This window comes from Paenibacillus sp. TAF43_2 (genome assembly GCF_052113545.1).
Classification (GTDB): Bacteria; Bacillota; Bacilli; order Paenibacillales; family Paenibacillaceae; genus Pristimantibacillus.
Genome location: NZ_JBFRDK010000046.1, coordinates 1 through 16979, shown reverse-complemented (window position 1 = coordinate 16979; position 16979 = coordinate 1). Strand labels below are relative to the sequence as shown.

18 protein-coding genes and 1 riboswitch are annotated in these 16979 nt (G+C 46.0%); all 18 genes read right to left on the bottom strand.

The genetic code is table 11. The features are described 5' to 3' along the window. Positions 1-165: 165 nt before the first annotated feature. Positions 166-825, bottom strand: coding sequence for a riboflavin synthase (gene ribE, locus AB4Z17_RS12830; protein ID WP_441960076.1), 660 nt, complete (start codon positions 823-825; stop codon positions 166-168). 94 nt (positions 826-919) lie between these two features. Further along, positions 920-2017, bottom strand: coding sequence for a bifunctional diaminohydroxyphosphoribosylaminopyrimidine deaminase/5-amino-6-(5-phosphoribosylamino)uracil reductase RibD (gene ribD / locus AB4Z17_RS12825; RefSeq protein WP_441960075.1), 1098 nt, complete (start codon positions 2015-2017; stop codon positions 920-922). Positions 2018-2236: 219 nt separating this feature from the next. Then, a riboswitch (FMN riboswitch) is annotated at positions 2237-2444 on the bottom strand. Positions 2445-2477: 33 nt separating this feature from the next. Next, positions 2478-2909: a peptidylprolyl isomerase gene (locus tag AB4Z17_RS12820; protein WP_441912599.1), complete on the bottom strand. Its 432-nt coding sequence runs from the start codon at positions 2907-2909 to the stop codon at positions 2478-2480. 53 nt (positions 2910-2962) lie between these two features. Beyond that, positions 2963-4294, bottom strand: coding sequence for a diaminopimelate decarboxylase (gene lysA / locus AB4Z17_RS12815; RefSeq protein ID WP_076271388.1), 1332 nt, complete (start codon positions 4292-4294; stop codon positions 2963-2965). 131 nt (positions 4295-4425) lie between these two features. Continuing rightward, a complete protein-coding gene (locus AB4Z17_RS12810; RefSeq protein WP_441960073.1) occupies positions 4426-6072 on the bottom strand; it encodes a spore germination protein in 1647 nt (548 codons plus the stop codon). A gap of 25 nt (positions 6073-6097) precedes the next feature. Further along, positions 6098-6526, bottom strand: coding sequence for a stage V sporulation protein AB (locus AB4Z17_RS12805; protein WP_076271390.1), 429 nt, complete (start codon positions 6524-6526; stop codon positions 6098-6100). Then, positions 6519-7169, bottom strand: coding sequence for a stage V sporulation protein AA (locus tag AB4Z17_RS12800; protein ID WP_076271391.1), 651 nt, complete (start codon positions 7167-7169; stop codon positions 6519-6521). Before AB4Z17_RS12800 ends, AB4Z17_RS12805 begins: the two co-directional genes overlap by 8 nt. Before the next feature lie 114 nt (positions 7170-7283). Next, a complete protein-coding gene (sigF, locus tag AB4Z17_RS12795; RefSeq protein ID WP_054024324.1) occupies positions 7284-8039 on the bottom strand; it encodes an RNA polymerase sporulation sigma factor SigF in 756 nt (251 codons plus the stop codon). 19 nt (positions 8040-8058) lie between these two features. Continuing rightward, positions 8059-8505, bottom strand: a complete 447-nt coding sequence (gene spoIIAB, locus AB4Z17_RS12790) for an anti-sigma F factor (RefSeq protein ID WP_076271392.1) — start codon at positions 8503-8505, stop codon at positions 8059-8061. Continuing rightward, positions 8502-8855 carry an anti-sigma F factor antagonist gene (gene spoIIAA, locus AB4Z17_RS12785; RefSeq protein WP_076271393.1) on the bottom strand — a complete coding sequence of 118 codons (354 nt, stop codon included), beginning with the start codon at positions 8853-8855 and terminating at the stop codon, positions 8502-8504. The genes spoIIAB and spoIIAA overlap by 4 nt, the downstream gene beginning before the upstream one ends. 345 nt (positions 8856-9200) lie before the next feature. Then, positions 9201-10394 (bottom strand): D-alanyl-D-alanine carboxypeptidase family protein, encoded by a 1194-nt coding sequence (locus tag AB4Z17_RS12780; RefSeq protein ID WP_339209679.1) that lies wholly within the window; start codon positions 10392-10394, stop codon positions 9201-9203. Between the two features lie 281 nt (positions 10395-10675). Next, the gene (locus tag AB4Z17_RS12775) at positions 10676-12007 is read right to left on the bottom strand and encodes a pyrimidine-nucleoside phosphorylase (protein WP_441883335.1); all 1332 of its coding nucleotides are present in this window, start codon (positions 12005-12007) and stop codon (positions 10676-10678) included. 36 nt (positions 12008-12043) lie between these two features. Then, a complete protein-coding gene (locus tag AB4Z17_RS12770) occupies positions 12044-12202 on the bottom strand; it encodes an aspartyl-phosphate phosphatase Spo0E family protein (protein ID WP_083682665.1) in 159 nt (52 codons plus the stop codon). Between the two features lie 109 nt (positions 12203-12311). Then, positions 12312-13151 carry a purine-nucleoside phosphorylase gene (locus AB4Z17_RS12765; protein WP_441912596.1) on the bottom strand — a complete coding sequence of 280 codons (840 nt, stop codon included), beginning with the start codon at positions 13149-13151 and terminating at the stop codon, positions 12312-12314. Between the two features lie 57 nt (positions 13152-13208). Further along, a complete protein-coding gene (gene deoB / locus AB4Z17_RS12760) occupies positions 13209-14402 on the bottom strand; it encodes a phosphopentomutase (protein WP_441960071.1) in 1194 nt (397 codons plus the stop codon). A 49-nt stretch (positions 14403-14451) separates the two neighbouring features. Then, positions 14452-15342, bottom strand: a complete 891-nt coding sequence (gene xerD, locus AB4Z17_RS12755; protein ID WP_441960097.1) for a site-specific tyrosine recombinase XerD — start codon at positions 15340-15342, stop codon at positions 14452-14454. 115 nt (positions 15343-15457) lie between these two features. Continuing rightward, a complete protein-coding gene (locus AB4Z17_RS12750) occupies positions 15458-15691 on the bottom strand; it encodes a DUF4227 family protein (RefSeq protein ID WP_441912594.1) in 234 nt (77 codons plus the stop codon). An 80-nt stretch (positions 15692-15771) separates the two neighbouring features. Beyond that, entirely contained in the window at positions 15772-16917 is a 1146-nt protein-coding gene (ald, locus tag AB4Z17_RS12745) for an alanine dehydrogenase (RefSeq protein ID WP_441912593.1), read from the bottom strand. Between the last annotated feature and the right edge of the window lie 62 nt (positions 16918-16979).

The window sequence follows — 16979 nt, the reverse complement described above, 5'->3', positions numbered from 1 at the left end:
TTTCAGCTCATTATTCGAACTTGAGGTGTATCTGTCCAATTTACATGGAGTATTTCCTGTTAATTGAAATCTAGAGCTGATTAGAACAAAATGAACAGTAGGTTTTACCGTTACATTGAAAACTTACGAGTTGGGCAAGGAAAGCTAACCCATTTTCATATCGACTTACAAAAAACCATTTTCCATAAGAAAAGATGTAGTGAGCTTGGCTTTGGCTGGCAAGGCTTCTGGCTGCTTGAAATGAAGCAGGTGATCGACGTACTTGCCGATGACATCACATTCGATATTAACGGTATCGCCTGCACGCTTATGCTGTAAGGCCGTTTCACCTAATGTGTGTGGAATAATCGATACGGATAACGTATTTGATGATGTATCCACTACAGTGAGGCTTATGCCATCAATTGTGATCGAGCCTTTTGGAATCACATAACGCAGCATGTCTGCGTCATCGATATGGATTTTATAAACGACAGCATTAGCATCCGTTTCTCGTGAAGTTATTTTCCCGGTTCCATCAACATGGCCCTGAACGATATGACCGCCAAAACGTCCGCCAGCTTGCATCGCTCTCTCTAAATTCACTTGTTCGCCAGCACGAAGCTGATGAAGATTAGACTTGYGATAAGTCTCAGGCATCACGTCAGCTGCAAATGATGCACCGTCAAACGACGTTACCGTTAAACAAACGCCATTAACCGAGATGCTATCACCCAGCTTAACACCATCTGTTACAAGGGATGCTCCGATGACCAGCCTCATCGCTTCGCCTTGCTTCGTGATTCCTTTCATCTTTCCCACTTCTTCCACTAATCCGGTAAACATGGGTTTCCTCCTCAAAGGTTCGCTAATGCAGCAAACCTACTTCAAAACACATAAATCCTGCGATTAAGCCAGAGATTTGTTCATGGCCTTATCCTTAATAAACTGGATATCCCGAGACGCAAATGTCCTCGCCGGCCATTTCTACGCTTACTCGATCTAGGGAAATAGCATCGGCCATTTTTTCGAACCCAGCGAAAGTAAATGTACCTGGTGCATCCAAGCCGCCGATAATCTTGGTCGCGTAATACAGCATGATTTTATCAATAAGACCTGCCTCTAACATTGCACCATTTAATTGACCGCCGCCTTCAAGCAAGATTGAGCCGATTTCAAGTTCCCCCAGCTTCTTCATCCCTTCACTAAGATCTACTTTTGCTCCCGTACCGCAAATGATGACCTCAATCCCTGCTGCTTCAAGCGCTTGTCGATTGTCCAAGTTTGCTTGGCTGGAAGTTAAAACAATCGTTCTAATTGAGCGATCAGTTACAACTCTGGCATTAAGCGGCAGCCTCAGTGCTGAATCCACGATAATACGTATCGGATCAATTGCAGGGACAGATGCTCTCGTATTGAGCAGCGGATYGTCCGCAAGTACTGTTCCTATGCCAACCATAATGGCTTCATGTTGATGACGCAGCGTATGAACCTGTTCGCGAGCAACTGCACCAGTCACCCATCGGCTATCGCCTGAATGGGAAGCAATTTTGCCATCAAGCGTACTCGCAGTTTTTAAAGTAACGAATGGGATGCGGGTCGTAATGTACTTATTAAATTTTTCATTCATTTGCTGCGATCTTTGCTCAAACACGCCAACCGTAACGTCGATCCCTTCTTCACGAAGCCTTGCAATGCCTCGGCCTGACACTGCTGGATTCGGATCGCCGCTTGCGACTACAACCCTTGCAGCTTTGGCATCAATGATACGTTCACAGCATGGCGGCGTCTTTCCAAAATGGCTGCATGGCTCTAACGTTACATAGACGGTTGCTCCTTCAGCCGCATCTCCCGCCATCTGAAGCGCATGCACTTCAGCATGACCGGTTCCTCGCTTTAGATGCGTGCCAATGCCGACAATCGCACCATCCTTTACGACGACGCAGCCGACAACAGGATTAATGCCGGTTTGACCCGAAGCTTTTGCAGCCATATCCAACGCTAATCCCATATAATATTCATCATTTAAAATGTCCATAAACAAAAAACACCCCCATCGGCATACGATCCGACAGGGGTGATGAAAGATAAAACGAGAACTACGACAAAACCGATCGATGTTGTCGGCTTTGAGAGCCGTCGCTATCTTATGTCGCAAAATTGCGAAATCGGTTTGTAAAGTACACTAAATAAACTAACCTATTATGTATGTGAAATAAAACACATACAAATAAGCAGTAAATTGTAGCTGTCGAAGCATCCCCTTCTCCCATCCAGACTRTACTGTCGGTCCCGGAGTTTCACCAGGTCCACCGTTCTAATCGTATTCTATCCAAATGATCTTGGATAAAATGCCGTTTAAACCGGGTCACGGACTGACGAGAGGCACAGAAATTCGGTTATCCGATATTCTGTGCCTTCCCGATCACCGCCGGTTAGGAATTTCACCTACCCCGAAGGATTGCTGCACTTACAATATTATAGTTAGTATCTTAACATTAAATCGTTTCGACTTCAACCTTTTCCATTTTGTCTCCGCCTTTGAAAGCATCAACAAACTCCATACCTTTTGAAACCTTGCCAAAAACAGTATGTCCGCCATCCAAATGCGGTTGTGGTGCATAACCGATATAGAATTGGCTGCCGCCTGTATTGCGACCAGCATGCGCCATTGCTAGTGAACCGCGCTCATGCTTATTAGGGTTGATTTCACAATCGATTTGGTATCCAGGACCGCCTGTACCTGTTCCGTTTGGACATCCGCCTTGAGCGACGAAACCTGGGATAACACGGTGGAAAGTAAGACCGTTGTAAAATCCTTCGTTAGCAAGCTTTTCAAAGTTTGCTACTGTGTTCGGCGCGTCTTGCTCGAATAGATCGATAAGAACCTCTCCGCCGTTTGCTAGTGTGATTTTTGCTTGTTTAGCCATTGCTGCATCTACCTTTCTTTTATCCGAATAAGACTACGTTACCAATTTCGCTCTTATTTCGCAAGCGATGATTTTTGAAGTCTTGCCGGAATGACGTCATTGCAAACGATATTTTCAAGCGATTCACGCTTAACAGCAAGGTCTGCCTGACCATCTTTTACGAAAACGACAGCCGGACGACGAATGCGGTTATAGTTGCTCGCCATTGCATAATTATAAGCACCCGTACAGAAAACAGCAAGTAAGTCGCCATTTTTTGCTTTAGGCAATTCCAAATCCCAAATGAGCATGTCGCCACTCTCGCAGCATTTGCCCGCGATGGAAACCGTTTCTTCAGCAGCTTCATTCGCACGATTAGCGAGTACTGCTTCATATTTGGATTGGTATAGCGCTGGGCGAGGGTTGTCCGTCATGCCACCGTCTACTGCAATGTATTTACGTACACCTGGGATATTTTTGCTTGTACCAACTGTATACAAAGTTGTTCCTGCATCGCCAACCATACTGCGGCCCGGCTCTACCCAAATCTCAGGCAATGGGAACTCTGCATCTGTAAACTTCGAGATGATAGCGCCAGTAATTGCCGCAACATATTCGCTGATTGGCAATGGTGTGTCGCCATCAACATAACGAATACCAAAGCCGCCGCCAAGATTGATTACTTTAAACGTTAGGTTAAGCTCATTACGAATCTCAACCGCGAAATCAGCAACCTTGTCCACAGCCATACGGAAGCCTTCAACTTCGAAAATTTGTGATCCAATATGGGAATGAACGCCCAAAACAATCAGGTTAGGCAAAGCAATCGCTTCTTGAATCGCTTGTTTCGCCGCGCCATTGCCAAGGTCGAAACCAAATTTCGAATCCGTTTGTCCAGTAGAAATATAGTCATGCGTATGTGCTTCAACGCCAGGCGTGATACGAAGCAGAATGTTTACTTTCTTGCCTTTATCGCCAGCAAGAGCATTCAGAAGCTGAAGCTCCATGAAATTGTCAACTACAAAGCAGCCGATACCAGCATCAAGCGCCATGTTGATTTCCTCAGGCGTTTTGTTGTTGCCGTGGAAATGGATACGTTCAGCAGGGAAGCCTGCTTGCATTGCTGTGTAAAGCTCACCGTCGGATACAACATCCAGCGACAGCCCTTCTTGCTCAGCAATCGCACACATTGCCATTACACTAAACGCTTTGCTTGCGTATGCGACTTGAAATCTAAGACCTGATGCTTTGAAGGCTTCTACATACTCGCTTGCGCGCTTACGAACAAGAGCCTCATCCACAATATATAGTGGCGTACCAAACTGTGCAGCCAAATCAGCTACATCACAGCCGCCAATTTCCAAATGTCCTTTTTCGTTAATATTACTAGTTCCATGCAGGTACATAATTTCCCCTCAGCTTTCTTCTATCTGCATGCAGATAGAACGGATAGAATTTGCATTAATAGGTTTAGTATAACGCAATCTACCCGGACTACGAAATGGATAAATCCACATTTCATTTGCATTTTATGAATCTACTCTGTATTTGGCATCTTATCGCTCTGCTGAGGCCGCAAAATATTTGGGCGCTGCCGGTTGTACAGGACTGGCTGACGGATGATAATGCTCCAAAGGGCGTGCATATCAAACGGTATAATGGGCCACATATACGGACGGTTGAACGAGCGCTCTACAATCAGTATCAGCAGGATAACCGTCGTAGCAATAACAAAGCCAGGCACACTGAAAGCAGCCACCGACACAATCAGCACGAGCCGTACGATTCGATTGGCTAGTCCAAGCTCATAGCTTGGTGTTGCAAACATGCCGATCGCTGAGATCGCCATATACAAAATAACCTCATTAACAAAAACGCCAGTCTTTACCGCAATATCGCCAATGAGAATCGCTGCGACTAATGACATAGCTGTTGCAAGTGAGGTAGGCGTATGAACGGAAGCCATGCGCAGCAAATCCACCCCAATCTCAGCTATCAGAAATTGTACGACTAATGGCAGTTTGCCTGTCTTACTCGGACCAATAAACTCAAGAGCAACAGGCTTCATTTCCGGATGCATGACGAACAGTAGCCATAACGGCAGCATGAACAACGATGCCAAAATACCTATAAATCTCACCCAGCGCAGATAGGTGCCAATAAATGGTGTTTGTCGATTCTCCYCTGCATGCTGCATAAGATCGGTATAAGTAGTCGGCAGCGTCATAACACTTGGCGAAGTATCGACGAATACAGCTACAGCACCCTCCAGCAGATGTGCAGCTRCCGTATCGGGCCTCTCTGAATATCGAACAAGCGGGAAGGGATTCCAGCCCCTTTTTACAGTAGACTCCTCGAGCTGCTTGTCAGCAAGCGGCAGGCCGTCTATTCTCACCATAGCGATTTTGTCTTTGACGGACTTAAGCAGCTCCTTGTCCACAATATCGTCGATATAAGCAATACAAACGTCCGTTTGTGTCCGATCGCCCACCCGCACAATTTCATAGCGAAGCTGGGGATCACGCAGCCGTCTGCGAACAAGCGAAATGTTGACCATCAACGTTTCTACAAAGCCATCTCTGCTGCCGCGTACAACTTTCTCAAGCGAAGGCTCCTCTGGTCCTCTTGCGGGGAAAGCCTTCGCATCAATCATGAGAACACTGGATTCACCATCAATAAACAATGCGGTTACACCGGATAACACGCACGTCAGCATGTTATTCCAATCGTCTTCCTTTATGACCTGCGCCGCAGGAACATATAAATCAAGGAAGGAATGAAAGGCATCCGCAGACAAATCCTCGGGTTGGAGATACGTTAATCGCTTGAGCACATCTGACAGCAGCGTATCCTTAACCAAACCATTCAACGACAACATTGCTGTGCGCTTCTCGCCAAACGTCATCTCTCTCACAACAACGTCGAAGCTTACTTTATAACCGATCTCATTTTCCAATCTCATCAGAACTTCATCCAAATCGCTCGGAATCGGAGTTATGTCCTTATTGCCGTTCTTATTGGATACAGCTGTGCTGACATTGTTTTTTTTATTTCCACTACCGAATGATGTTTTGTTTCGAGCAACTCCCGATTCCTCTTTCTGTTGATCCTCATTGACTTCTAAAAACGGAGGCCTTCCATTTTGGTCATTATCGTTGTCATGATAATTTTCATTGTCATTCATGTTAGCTCACCCCATCCTTACTGTATCACCATTGAAATACTAACCAATCGAATAATGAGCCCAACGTTTTGCCTAGAACCATTGCCATGACGAGACTGACCATATAAGCAGATAAATTCATTCTTTTGGCCAAAATCGGAAGCACATTCATTACCTCTGTCAAGGCTGCTGCGAGCATTCCCACAAACATGCCATCAATCAGCCCTGTCGCACTTAAAAACAGACCCGAAGGCAGCGAAAGCTTCCAGCTCATAAAATCAGCAAAGGTCCAGTACAGCGAACCGGATATGACGGCAGTCTCAAACCACACCGACATTCGGTAAGCATTAGCAACTTGAGCGAGCCGCGGAATGAGATCAAGGACAATTAGCAACGCTACCAACCCGCTGCCTACAGCAAGACCCCCTGCCAAGCCTAGCAGAGCAATAAAAATATTAGCAGCAGCACTAATCATGCTTGTTCCCCTGCGTTTGATCGTAATCCGATTTTTTACGCATTTCGTCGGCGATGACATAGGCATTTACATTTTCTTGATACATATAGAGCTCAACTTCAAGCGGGTTAGGCTCCTCATTGAATCGTTTTCGGAATAAATGGTTGAAAAACAATACCATCCCAAGTCCGATGCCCAGAGAATAAGGGATTTGAAACCATAGCGGATGCTCCGTGCGCTTCCCCGTTATCAGCTCGACAATTCGGATATGAACCTCCTTCATACTGACATCCGTATGAAAGTTCATAATCGCAAGGCCCGCTCCAAAGAACAGCAGCAGCCACGAAAAAATAAGCACTGCAATACGCGGTTTTACTGGCTTCTCCGCCACCATAACGAGCACTTGGGGGTCACCATAGGCTTCTACAGTTAAACCCGGCTCAAGCTCTCTTATCGCTTTGACGATTTGAAGCAAGTCTATAACGACGCGATTGCCATCCGCCTTCTTGTGCTCGTAAAGTACAAGCCCCTTCAAGCGGTTCTCAAGCAAGTCATCCTTTGCGAGCAGCCTCGCTGCTTGGCCTAAGGAAACACGTTGATTCGGTTTCATGTATATCCGTTTTTTCAGACGCAGATAGAGGACCGAATGGTTTGGTTTTGCCATTTGTCAACTTCCCTTCTGCTGATACTTTGGTGTATGTTTCCCTTTTAGTATGATAAAAGGACGATTCGGATACTCATGCAAATTGAGGTAAAAAATAGAAAAAACCAAACCGCCTTAAAGGGCGATTTGGTCTCGGATGGACTGCAATATTTTTTTCTCAAGCCGTGATACCTGTACCTGTGATATACCAAGCCTGCTCGCTACTTCGGATTGCGTTTTGTCACGGTAATACCGCAAATATACAATCAATCGTTCACGCTCGCTTAGACCTTCGATGGCTTCCACAAGCGCAAGCTTGTCAAACCACCGATCCTGAGATTCATCGGCTATTTGATCCATCAGCGTGATAGGGTCCCCGTCATTTTCAAACACAGTCTCGTGTATCGAAGTTGGCGGCTTATTCGCTTCTTGAGCGAATACAACATCTTCTGGGGTAATGCCCAGTCGCTCCGCAACCTCGCTAATGGTGGGCAATCGACCTAACGTTTTGGAAAGCTCATCCTTCATTTTGCGCACCTTATTGGCGGTTTCCTTGAGGGATCTGCTAACTTTCAACGTACCATCATCGCGTAAAAATCGCTGAATTTCCCCAATGATCATGGGTACTGCATAAGTTGAAAACTTAACATCATAAGACAAATCAAATTTGTCTACTGATTTAAGCAATCCTATGCAGCCGATTTGGAACAAATCATCGGGCTCATAACCACGATTGATGAACCGCTGCACGACTGACCAAACTAGCCGAATATTACACTGTACGAGTGTATCCCTTGCAAGCGTATCGCCGGACTGACTTAACGCAATAAGCCGCTTCACTTCCGCGTCATCCAAGTATGGCTGGGCCGTCTGCTTTAGATTGACATCCATGAGGTTCAACCCCTATACGCTAATTGTAGAGCGCTTTTTTCGATTCAATTCGTTTAAGCATTGCTACGCGTGTGCCGCCGTCTACCTGACTTGAAACCTCAAAACGATCCATAAAGTTTTCCATAATCGTGAAGCCCATTCCAGAGCGCTCAAGCTCAGGCTTCGACGTATAAAGCGGTTGACGAGCAAGCTCCAAATCTTCAATACCGCGACCGTTATCCGACACCGTTAAGGAAACCGAATCTCCTTCAATTCTTGCCTCTATTTTGACCTGACAAGTAGGATCGTTCTCGTAGCCATGTATAATCGCATTCGTTACAGCCTCGGACACAGCCGTTTTCAAATCATTCAGCTCCTCGAGCGTCGGATCCAGCTGTGACACAAATGCCGCTACTGCGATTCGTGCAAAGGCTTCGTTTTCCGATCGGGCGCTGAAGGAAAGCGTCATTTCATTGGAACCGTTCATGACACCACCTCCAAACTAGAAATTGCGGTACGTTCGTTTTCATGAATCGTCAGAATTTTGAACAGACCCGACATTTCAAATAGGCGATGAACATTCGGATTCACATCGCAGACGACCATTTTGCCACCCTTGCTCTTCACCTGCTTGTATCGGCCCAATATGACGCCTAGACCGGAGCTGTCCATGAACTGCAGCTCCTTCAAGCTTAGAATGACATGCTCGCTGTTACCGCGAAGTAGAGCCTCTTCCATCTTAAAGCGTACGACATCGGCAGTATGATGATCCAACTCGCCCCGAAGCCTTACGATCAGCACATTGCGGTATTGCTCCAATTCTGCTTGCAGACTCATTATGCTGTTCATCTCCTCTAGGTTTTTTCAAACACAAGCAAACGTCTTTGGCGTCTTTCGGTCGCTAAAGCAGCTTTGACGGTGAACCATAAGGCAAGTATAAGAAAACGATATACTTGCTTATCTATTAAGAAAGAATAGGTCATACCTATACCTCTCCTAACCTTTCACCGTGAAACGTGGACTGATCTGCGGTGAGTCAGGTTCAGCCGTTTACACTTGCCGAGATAGAACTAGCAATTCTCCAAAATGCTTCACGATTCCTGCATGCCGACAAAACTAGAAGCATACCGCTAACAGCTGACAAAAAACGAGTCGCTTTCAGCCATAAAGTTTATGTGTTTGTTACGCAAATAGACCAGAGAAAGAACGCTTCAACAATTTCCACCAGCCTGCCCGTTCAACAGACAAGGGAGCATCCACATCAAATTCTTTGAGCACTTGATCGCCTTGATAGACAACAAGCTTGCCAATCGGTTGACCGATTTGAACTGGCGCCTTGAGCGGACCCGCAATTTTCAGCTCATAACGGATATCTTTAGTTGGACTGCCCTTTTTAAGCAGAACGCTGTACGCATGCTTAGCGACAAGCGGAAGTTCCGCGGCAGTGCCCTTCTCGATTTTCAGCGTCCCCATCGACTCGCCTTCTTTAATAATCGAGTGATTCATATACTGCGCGAAAGTGTAATCGAACATTTGCGACACTTCAGCATTTCTGGTTTTCGTATCCGGCTCTCCCATTACAACAGCAATGACGCGCATGTCATCACGCCTTGCTGTAGCCGATAGGCAATATTTGGCTTCACTCGTGAAGCCAGTCTTCAAACCATCAGCGCCACTATAAAAACGTACTAGCTTATTCGTATTTACGAGCCAGAAAGGCTTCGCGGACGTCTTCCTTAAATAATCCTGATAAAGCCCTGTATATTTGGTTACTTCCGAATGCTTTAACAGCTCCCGAGACATCACCGCAATATCATGCGCCGATGAGAAATGATTAGCTACAGGCAGGCCGTTTGGGTTAGAAAACTGTGTATCGTTCATGCCAAGCTGCTGGGCCCGCTCATTCATCATCGTTACGAATTGCTGCTCTGTACCCGCAAGCTTCTCTGCCATTGCCACGGATGCATCATTCCCTGATGCAAGCGCTATGCCCTTAATCATATCGTCTACGGTCATTTCTTCTCCCGGCTCAAGAAAGATTTGAGAGCCGCCCATAGAAGCTGCATATTCGCTCGTTTGTACCTTGTCTGTAAGTTTAATCTTGCCGTCATCAAGTGCCTCCATAATAAGCAGCAGCGTCATTATTTTGGTGATACTTGCAGGCGGTAGCTTATCATGGCTATTTTTTTCGTAAATAACCGTCCCGCTATCCGCATCCATAAGGATGGCAGAACGAGCTGAAGGTGCTAAATTAGCGTTAGAGGCCTGACTTTGCGGCGCAGGGGTCGGACCGGGAGCTGGTGTTGGCTCCACAGCAGCAAAAGCAGCTGTCGGCAGCACAAGCGCGAATGCAAGAATGATTATACAGAGCTTCATAGTACGATTTACCAACTAAATCTCCTCCTGTAAAAGTTTTGAGAAGCAAAACTTGCTTCGTAAGCATTCGCTTAGTTTTGAGAAGCAAAACTCGCTTCGTAAGCATTCACTTAGTTTTGAGATGCAAAACTTACTTCGTAAGTGTTCTAAGCTGCGCAATTCGCTTATATTTCTCTTTTTAGTGTTGACTCTTAAGTTGGAAATTATTCCATCAGCTAGAGTTAATTGAAACGCAAAAAAATCCGCCCCCAAATTGCGGAGCGGATTTTATAATAAAATATTTAATTATACCTAGTAATGCCTTCTGCTGTTATTACGGATAATAGCAATGGACGAGACAGCGGCTTCTCCGAAGATATCGTATATGCTTGCTTTACTCGCTCAGCAACTGCAAGTGTGGATTCATTTGATTCACGTACATGAAGCAGGGCAAGCGTATCACCAGCATTTACAGGATCTCCAAACTTCTTGCGAAGCGTGACTCCAACGGCGTAATCAATTGAAGCGTCGTATGTCGCCCTTCCTGCACCAAGCAGCATAGCGGCTATCCCCAGCTGTTCGGCTTCAATCGCGTTGACAAAACCAGAGTCCGAAGCTTTCACTTCTACAATGAAAGGCGCTTGCGGAAGCTTAGTTGGATCATCAACAATTGAAGCGTCCCCACCCTGTGCAGTAATAAATGCTTTGAACTTATCTAAAGCAGCTCCGCTTGCTATCTGATCGCGCAGCAGCTGCTTCGCAGACTCCACAGAATCGGATTTCCCGCCTAAGATAACCATATGGGCCCCAAGCGTTAAACAAAGCTCTGTAAGATCCTCAGGGCCATTTCCTTTGAGCGTTTCAATTGATTCTTGTACTTCCAACGCATTTCCGATCGCAAAGCCAAGCGGCTGATCCATATCACTTATAACAGCAGCCGTATTCCGTCCGACCTCTGTTCCGATATCTACCATCGCTTGCGCTAATTGCTCAGAATGCTCTAGTGTTTTCATAAATGCTCCACTGCCTGTTTTGACATCAAGCACGATGGCATTAGCGCCTGCAGCAATTTTTTTGCTCATTACTGAGCTTGCGATAAGTGGAATGGACTCTACTGTAGCGGTAACATCACGTAGGGCATATAGCTTCTTATCCGCTGGCGCAAGATTTCCGCTCTGCCCTATGACGGATAAACCAATATCGTTCACCTGCGTCATAAATTTCTCGCGTGAGAGCTCCGTACGAAAGCCTTCAATGGACTCCAGCTTATCAATCGTGCCGCCAGTGTGGCCTAAGCCTCGACCGGACATTTTGGCAACAGGAATGCCTACGGATGCGACTAATGGCGCAAGGATCAAAGTTGTTTTATCCCCAACGCCTCCTGTGCTATGTTTATCGACTTTAATTCCGCTAATAGGACCAAGATCGACCTGATCGCCTGAATTAGCCATTGCAAGCGTTAAAGCTGCTGTTTCTCTAGGCGTCATCCCTTGAAAAAAAACAGCCATCGCCCATGCTGACAGCTGATAATCCGGGATATCGCCACGAGAATAACCATCAATTAAAAAAGTTAACTCCGAAGCGGTCAGCTCGCCGCCATCTCTTTTCTTCTGTATAAGATCTACCGACCGCATTTGTCCCTCTCCATTCACCATTACGTTGTTGATCCGTTATAATGCGCGTCGCTCCCTCTGCACCTGGACAATAATCTCATCTAAAGTCTGGCTTAGTACAAGCACGTCCAAGTGCTGAAGGCTTTCATTCAATAGAGCTGCTTCTATCATTTTTTTACGCAACTGCTCCATCTGCGTGAGAACTTGCTTGTCCATGTCATTGTCCACTCCATCTTTCTTTGATCATGGACATTATACGACGAAACGTAAAAAAAACACTGTCATATTGAGTCGACGAATATATTACAATTGTGTTACGAATTTGTTACATTTTCGCAATCAATGCATTAACTAGACCTAAAAATTGGGACTTGACACGTTCTGTCGTTTCCATAACTTCTCCATGCGACAGCGGTTGATCCAAAATACCCGCTGCCATGTTGCTAATACACGATATTCCAATGACCTCAATCTCTGAATGACGCGCTGCAATGACTTCGGCAACAGTCGACATTCCGACAGCATCAGCTCCAAGAACCCGCAGCATTCGAATTTCTGCTGGTGTCTCATAAGTTGGTCCAAGCAGACCTGCATACACACCTTCACGAAGTGTAAAGCCTTGCTCTTTTGCAATATCTCTTGCAACAGCGCGGAGACGCTTGCTGTATGCCTCAGACATATCTGGGAACCTTACGCCAAGCTCGTTGTCGTTTGGTCCGATTAACGGATTTTTGCCAGTCATATTCAAATGGTCTGAAATCAACATTAGGTTGCCTGCTTCATAATCCATATTGACTCCGCCAGCTGCATTGGTAACAAGCAATGTCTTCACGCCTAGCGCCTTCATGACACGTACAGGAAAAGCCGTTAGTTCCGGACCATAACCTTCATACATATGAAAACGACCGCGCATCAGCAATACCGTTCTGCCCGAAAGTGTACCAATGAGCAGCTCGCCCGCATGTCCTTCAACAGTGGAAATCGGGAAATGAGGAATATCATGATATTGAATCGTAGTCGCATTTTCCAAATAGTCTCCAAGCACGCCAAGTCCCGAACCCATAATTAATCCAATTTCCGGTCTTTGCTCTGTTTGAGCCTCGATATATTGTGCTGCTTCCTTAATGTTTGCTGCTGTTAGTCCTGCCGAAGTAATTGTTGTCATTCTATTTCCTCCTAAAAGTATGTTCATAAAACGATTTGTACCCATATTTAAAAATAATTACTCATGTTCCCGTGTAATAAGCTCAGACAGGAAGCTGGTTCCGTTAGGAGGTGCTGCAACACCAAAATTATCGGCTATTGTTGCTCCAAGATCTGAGAACGTAGAACGTACTGGGAGAGGCCCTGGCTCGTTAAAAGCAGGACTCACGAGCAATACTGGTACGTATTCACGAGTATGGTCTGTGCCTGGATGTACGGGATCATTCCCATGATCCGCAGTCACGATAAGCAAGTCTCGCTCGCCAAGCTGTTTCTCAAGCAAAGGAATTGCTACGTCGAACTCTTCCAAAGCTGAGGCGTAGCCAATTGGATCGCGGCGATGGCCATAAAGCGAGTCGAAATCTACAAGGTTCGTGAACAGAAGGCCTTTAAAAGGCTGCTTCAGTTGTTCGATCGTTTTGTCGATGCCGTCCGCATTGCTTTTTGTCGGAGTAGAAGCTGTAATGCCTTCTCCGTCAAAAATATCATTGATTTTCCCAATTGCAATGGAATCGAAACCAGCGTCCTTCAACGCATTCAATACTGTTGGCTGTGGAGGCTTCACCGCGTAATCATGACGATTAGGCGTTCGTTTGAAAGCTCCTGGCTCGCCAATATAAGGTCTTGCGATGACGCGCCCTACTGTGAAGCGCTCGTCCATTGTCAGCTCTCTTGCTATTTCACAAGCGCGGTAGAGCTCCTCCAGCGGAATGATGTCTTCATGCGCAGCAATTTGAAATACACTATCAGCTGATGTATAAACAATCCATGCGCCAGTTTCCATTTGCTCGGCACCCAGCTCATCGAGTATGTCTGTACCGCTTGCTGGTTTGTTGCCAATGACTTTTCGGCCTGTTCGCTCCTCGAATGGAGTAAGCAGCTCAGGAGGAAAACCGTCCGGAAACGTTTGAAATGGCACTGTCATTTCTAGCCCCATAAGCTCCCAGTGACCAGTCATCGTATCCTTGCCAACGGACACCTCAGCCATTTTACCATAATAAGCTGCGGGAGCTTCTGAAGATGGACTCCAATCATGGATGCTCGCTATTCGATCAAGCCCCCATCTTCTAAGATTCGGAAGCTGAGTTGACGGTGCTTTTTCTATGATATGGCCTAGCGTATGTGAGCCAAGATCACCGAATGCCTCAGCATCTGGCAGTTCACCTATTCCAACGCTATCCAATACGATTACTGTTATTCGATCAAATCTCATATGTATGACTACCTCCTCTGTAATTGGGATTTATCGATGTCGACCTTTGTTAAGCACGCGGATGAGCTCGGGAATAAACTTCTTTCATTCGCTCATTGGACACTTGGGTATACTTGAGCGTAGATGATATATCCGCATGTCCTAGCAGTTCCTGAACAGAACGAATATCCGCTCCGTTATCGAGTAAGTGTGCTGCTACGGAATGTCTAAGCGTGTGTGGCGTAATCTCTTCTTCAATCCCAGCTTCCTTCGCGTACTTCTTTATCGTCTTCCAAAATCCTTGTCTTGTCAAACGTGTTCCTAGATGATTTAGAAACAACGCCGATTCAGACGCTCTTTCTGTCAGCAATTCATCACGGCCGTATTGCAAATAGTCTACAATTRCCTCCGAAGCTAACTTCCCGAAAGGAACAAGCCGTTCCTTTTGGCCTGTACCCATACATTGAATAAATTCTAGCTGCATATTAACATGCTCAATATTAAGCGAGACAAGCTCTGACACTCTAATTCCTGTTGCATAAATGAGCTCCAGCATAGCTTTGTCACGTTTGCCGGCAGCACTTGAGCAATTCGGCGTCTCAAGCAGCTTATTCGTCACAGAGACGCTTAATATGCTTGGCGGCTTCTTCTCCTGCTTTGGGGCCTCCATATAGATAGACGGATTGCTTTGAATAACGCCCTCTGCAAGAAGAAAGTGAAAAAATGCTCGTACTGACACGATGTGCCTGGATACCGTAGCGGCTTTCCTGCCCTGTTCCTTCAAGTGGAGCATATACCTCGACATGTGATGCCGCTTCACAGCAGCAAGCTCGGTCAAGCCTTGCTGGCCAACATAAGCTATAAATTGATTCAAATCCCGCTCATATGAAGAAAGCGTATTTGCTGACAAACCTCGTTCTACCCGCAAATGTTGAATGTAGCGATTTAAATGAGCCTTCATTGGACTTCCTTTCACGTAAGACACCATTCTAACATGCTTTTCTACAAAAATATTCAACATTCGACTCTATTAATCCTGCTTGAGATCGTTTATCTGCACAACCTTAACAATCCCTTTACTCCCCATACCAATAAAACCAGCGAAGCCGATCAGCAGCATCTTTACTGTCTGGAGAATTAGGGTCCGTCACAAAAACCTTCATGGCATGCCCTCTAGGCTCACGATAAGGGTGTATAGGAGAAATCGCGTCGGCAAGCCAGCGATAGCCCCCTGTGACGACAAAAAGCAAAACTACAAAAACAAAAATAAAGAAAATACGGCTCGTCCATCTCCGTATCGAGAAAACCATGTAAACCAGCCTCCTTCATTAGCCGATACGTTGTCACTTGTCCATCCGTATCACCATATGAGGAGGCAGGTTCTATTATGTCAATCATCCTTCAATTGCTCGTAAGGAACGTTATTCAACAAATTTTCTATTGGCATATAAGGCTGATTAGTCGCTGTAGCAACCGGCTTATACGTTACTTTGCCTGCATGAGTATTCACGCCTTTTTGCAGCGGCAAGCTTTTTTGAACAGCGTTCATGCCATTATTCGCCAAATCAAGCGCATAGGAGCTCGTTACGTTCGTTAAAGCGATGGTCGACGTCCGCGGTACTGCGCCTGGTATATTAGCAACGGCATAATGAACGACCCCGTGCTTCATATAGATTGGATCTTTATGCGTTGTCGGCCGGTCTACCGTTGCAATCGATCCGCCTTGGTCGACTGCTACATCGACGATTACTGCACCTTTTTTCATACTTTGTACCATCGGTTCTGTTACCAAATGTGGTGCGCGTGCACCTGGAATAAGAACTGCCCCTATAAGCAAATCTGCTTTTGCAACAGCCTCTGCAATATGATATGGACTCGACATCAGCGTATGAATTCTTCCGCCAAAAATATCATCCAAATATCTCATACGGTCCGCACTTTTCTCCAAAATAACTACATTTGCACCCATCCCCAGCGCAATTTTCGCCGCATTCGTCCCTACGATACCGCCACCAATAATGACGACCTCTGCTGGTGGAACACCTGGAACCCCGCCGAGCAGCACCCCTCTTCCACCGTTAAACGCTTCTAAAAACTGCGCACCTACCTGCACTGACATTCTGCCTGCCACTTCACTCATCGGCGTAAGCAGCGGCAGGCTGCCGTTTGCAAGTTGTATCGTCTCATAAGCGATACCAGTTACTCCACTATCCACGAGCGCTTTCGTTAAATCAGGGGCTGCGGCCAAATGCAGGTACGTAAACAGCAACAAGCCTTCGCGAAAATAACCGAACTCCTCAGAAAGAGGCTCTTTCACCTTCATAATCATTTCCGCTCGCGTCCATACCTCTGCTGCGGTCGCAACGATCTCAGCACCTTCACGCTCGTAATCGCTGTCTTCAAAACCACTGCCGCTGCCCGCTCCTGTTTCTACAAGCACTTTATGCCCAGATCCTGACAACATCGTAACGCCAGCGGGAGTTAAGGCAACACGGTACTCGCTTTGTTTAATTTCTTTTGGTACGCCTACAATCATGCCCATTTCCTCCTCTAAAGCTTTGTGATTGTTGATGCTTAAATAACCGCTTTCTATGTTGT

Excerpts from the sequence above, each read along its gene's own strand:
- AB4Z17_RS12780 (WP_339209679.1), bottom strand. The coding sequence starts at position 10,394 with ATGAAGCTCTGTATAATCATTCTTGCATTCGCGCTTGTGCTGCCGACA.
- spoIIAB (WP_076271392.1), bottom strand. The coding sequence starts at position 8,505 with ATGAACGGTTCCAATGAAATGACGCTTTCCTTCAGCGCCCGATCGGAA.
- AB4Z17_RS12800 (WP_076271391.1), bottom strand. The coding sequence starts at position 7,169 with ATGGCAAAACCAAACCATTCGGTCCTCTATCTGCGTCTGAAAAAACGG.
- AB4Z17_RS12805 (WP_076271390.1), bottom strand. The coding sequence starts at position 6,526 with ATGATTAGTGCTGCTGCTAATATTTTTATTGCTCTGCTAGGCTTGGCA.
- sigF (WP_054024324.1), bottom strand. The coding sequence starts at position 8,039 with ATGGATGTCAATCTAAAGCAGACGGCCCAGCCATACTTGGATGACGCG.
- AB4Z17_RS12765 (WP_441912596.1), bottom strand. The coding sequence starts at position 13,151 with ATGACAACAATTACTTCGGCAGGACTAACAGCAGCAAACATTAAGGAA.
- ald (WP_441912593.1), bottom strand. The coding sequence starts at position 16,917 with ATGATTGTAGGCGTACCAAAAGAAATTAAACAAAGCGAGTACCGTGTT.
- deoB (WP_441960071.1), bottom strand. The coding sequence starts at position 14,402 with ATGAGATTTGATCGAATAACAGTAATCGTATTGGATAGCGTTGGAATA.
- AB4Z17_RS12820 (WP_441912599.1), bottom strand. The coding sequence starts at position 2,909 with ATGGCTAAACAAGCAAAAATCACACTAGCAAACGGCGGAGAGGTTCTT.
- AB4Z17_RS12775 (WP_441883335.1), bottom strand. The coding sequence starts at position 12,007 with ATGCGGTCGGTAGATCTTATACAGAAGAAAAGAGATGGCGGCGAGCTG.
- AB4Z17_RS12750 (WP_441912594.1), bottom strand. The coding sequence starts at position 15,691 with ATGGTTTTCTCGATACGGAGATGGACGAGCCGTATTTTCTTTATTTTT.
- lysA (WP_076271388.1), bottom strand. The coding sequence starts at position 4,294 with ATGTACCTGCATGGAACTAGTAATATTAACGAAAAAGGACATTTGGAA.
- spoIIAA (WP_076271393.1), bottom strand. The coding sequence starts at position 8,855 with ATGAGTCTGCAAGCAGAATTGGAGCAATACCGCAATGTGCTGATCGTA.
- AB4Z17_RS12770 (WP_083682665.1), bottom strand. The coding sequence starts at position 12,202 with ATGGACAAGCAAGTTCTCACGCAGATGGAGCAGTTGCGTAAAAAAATG.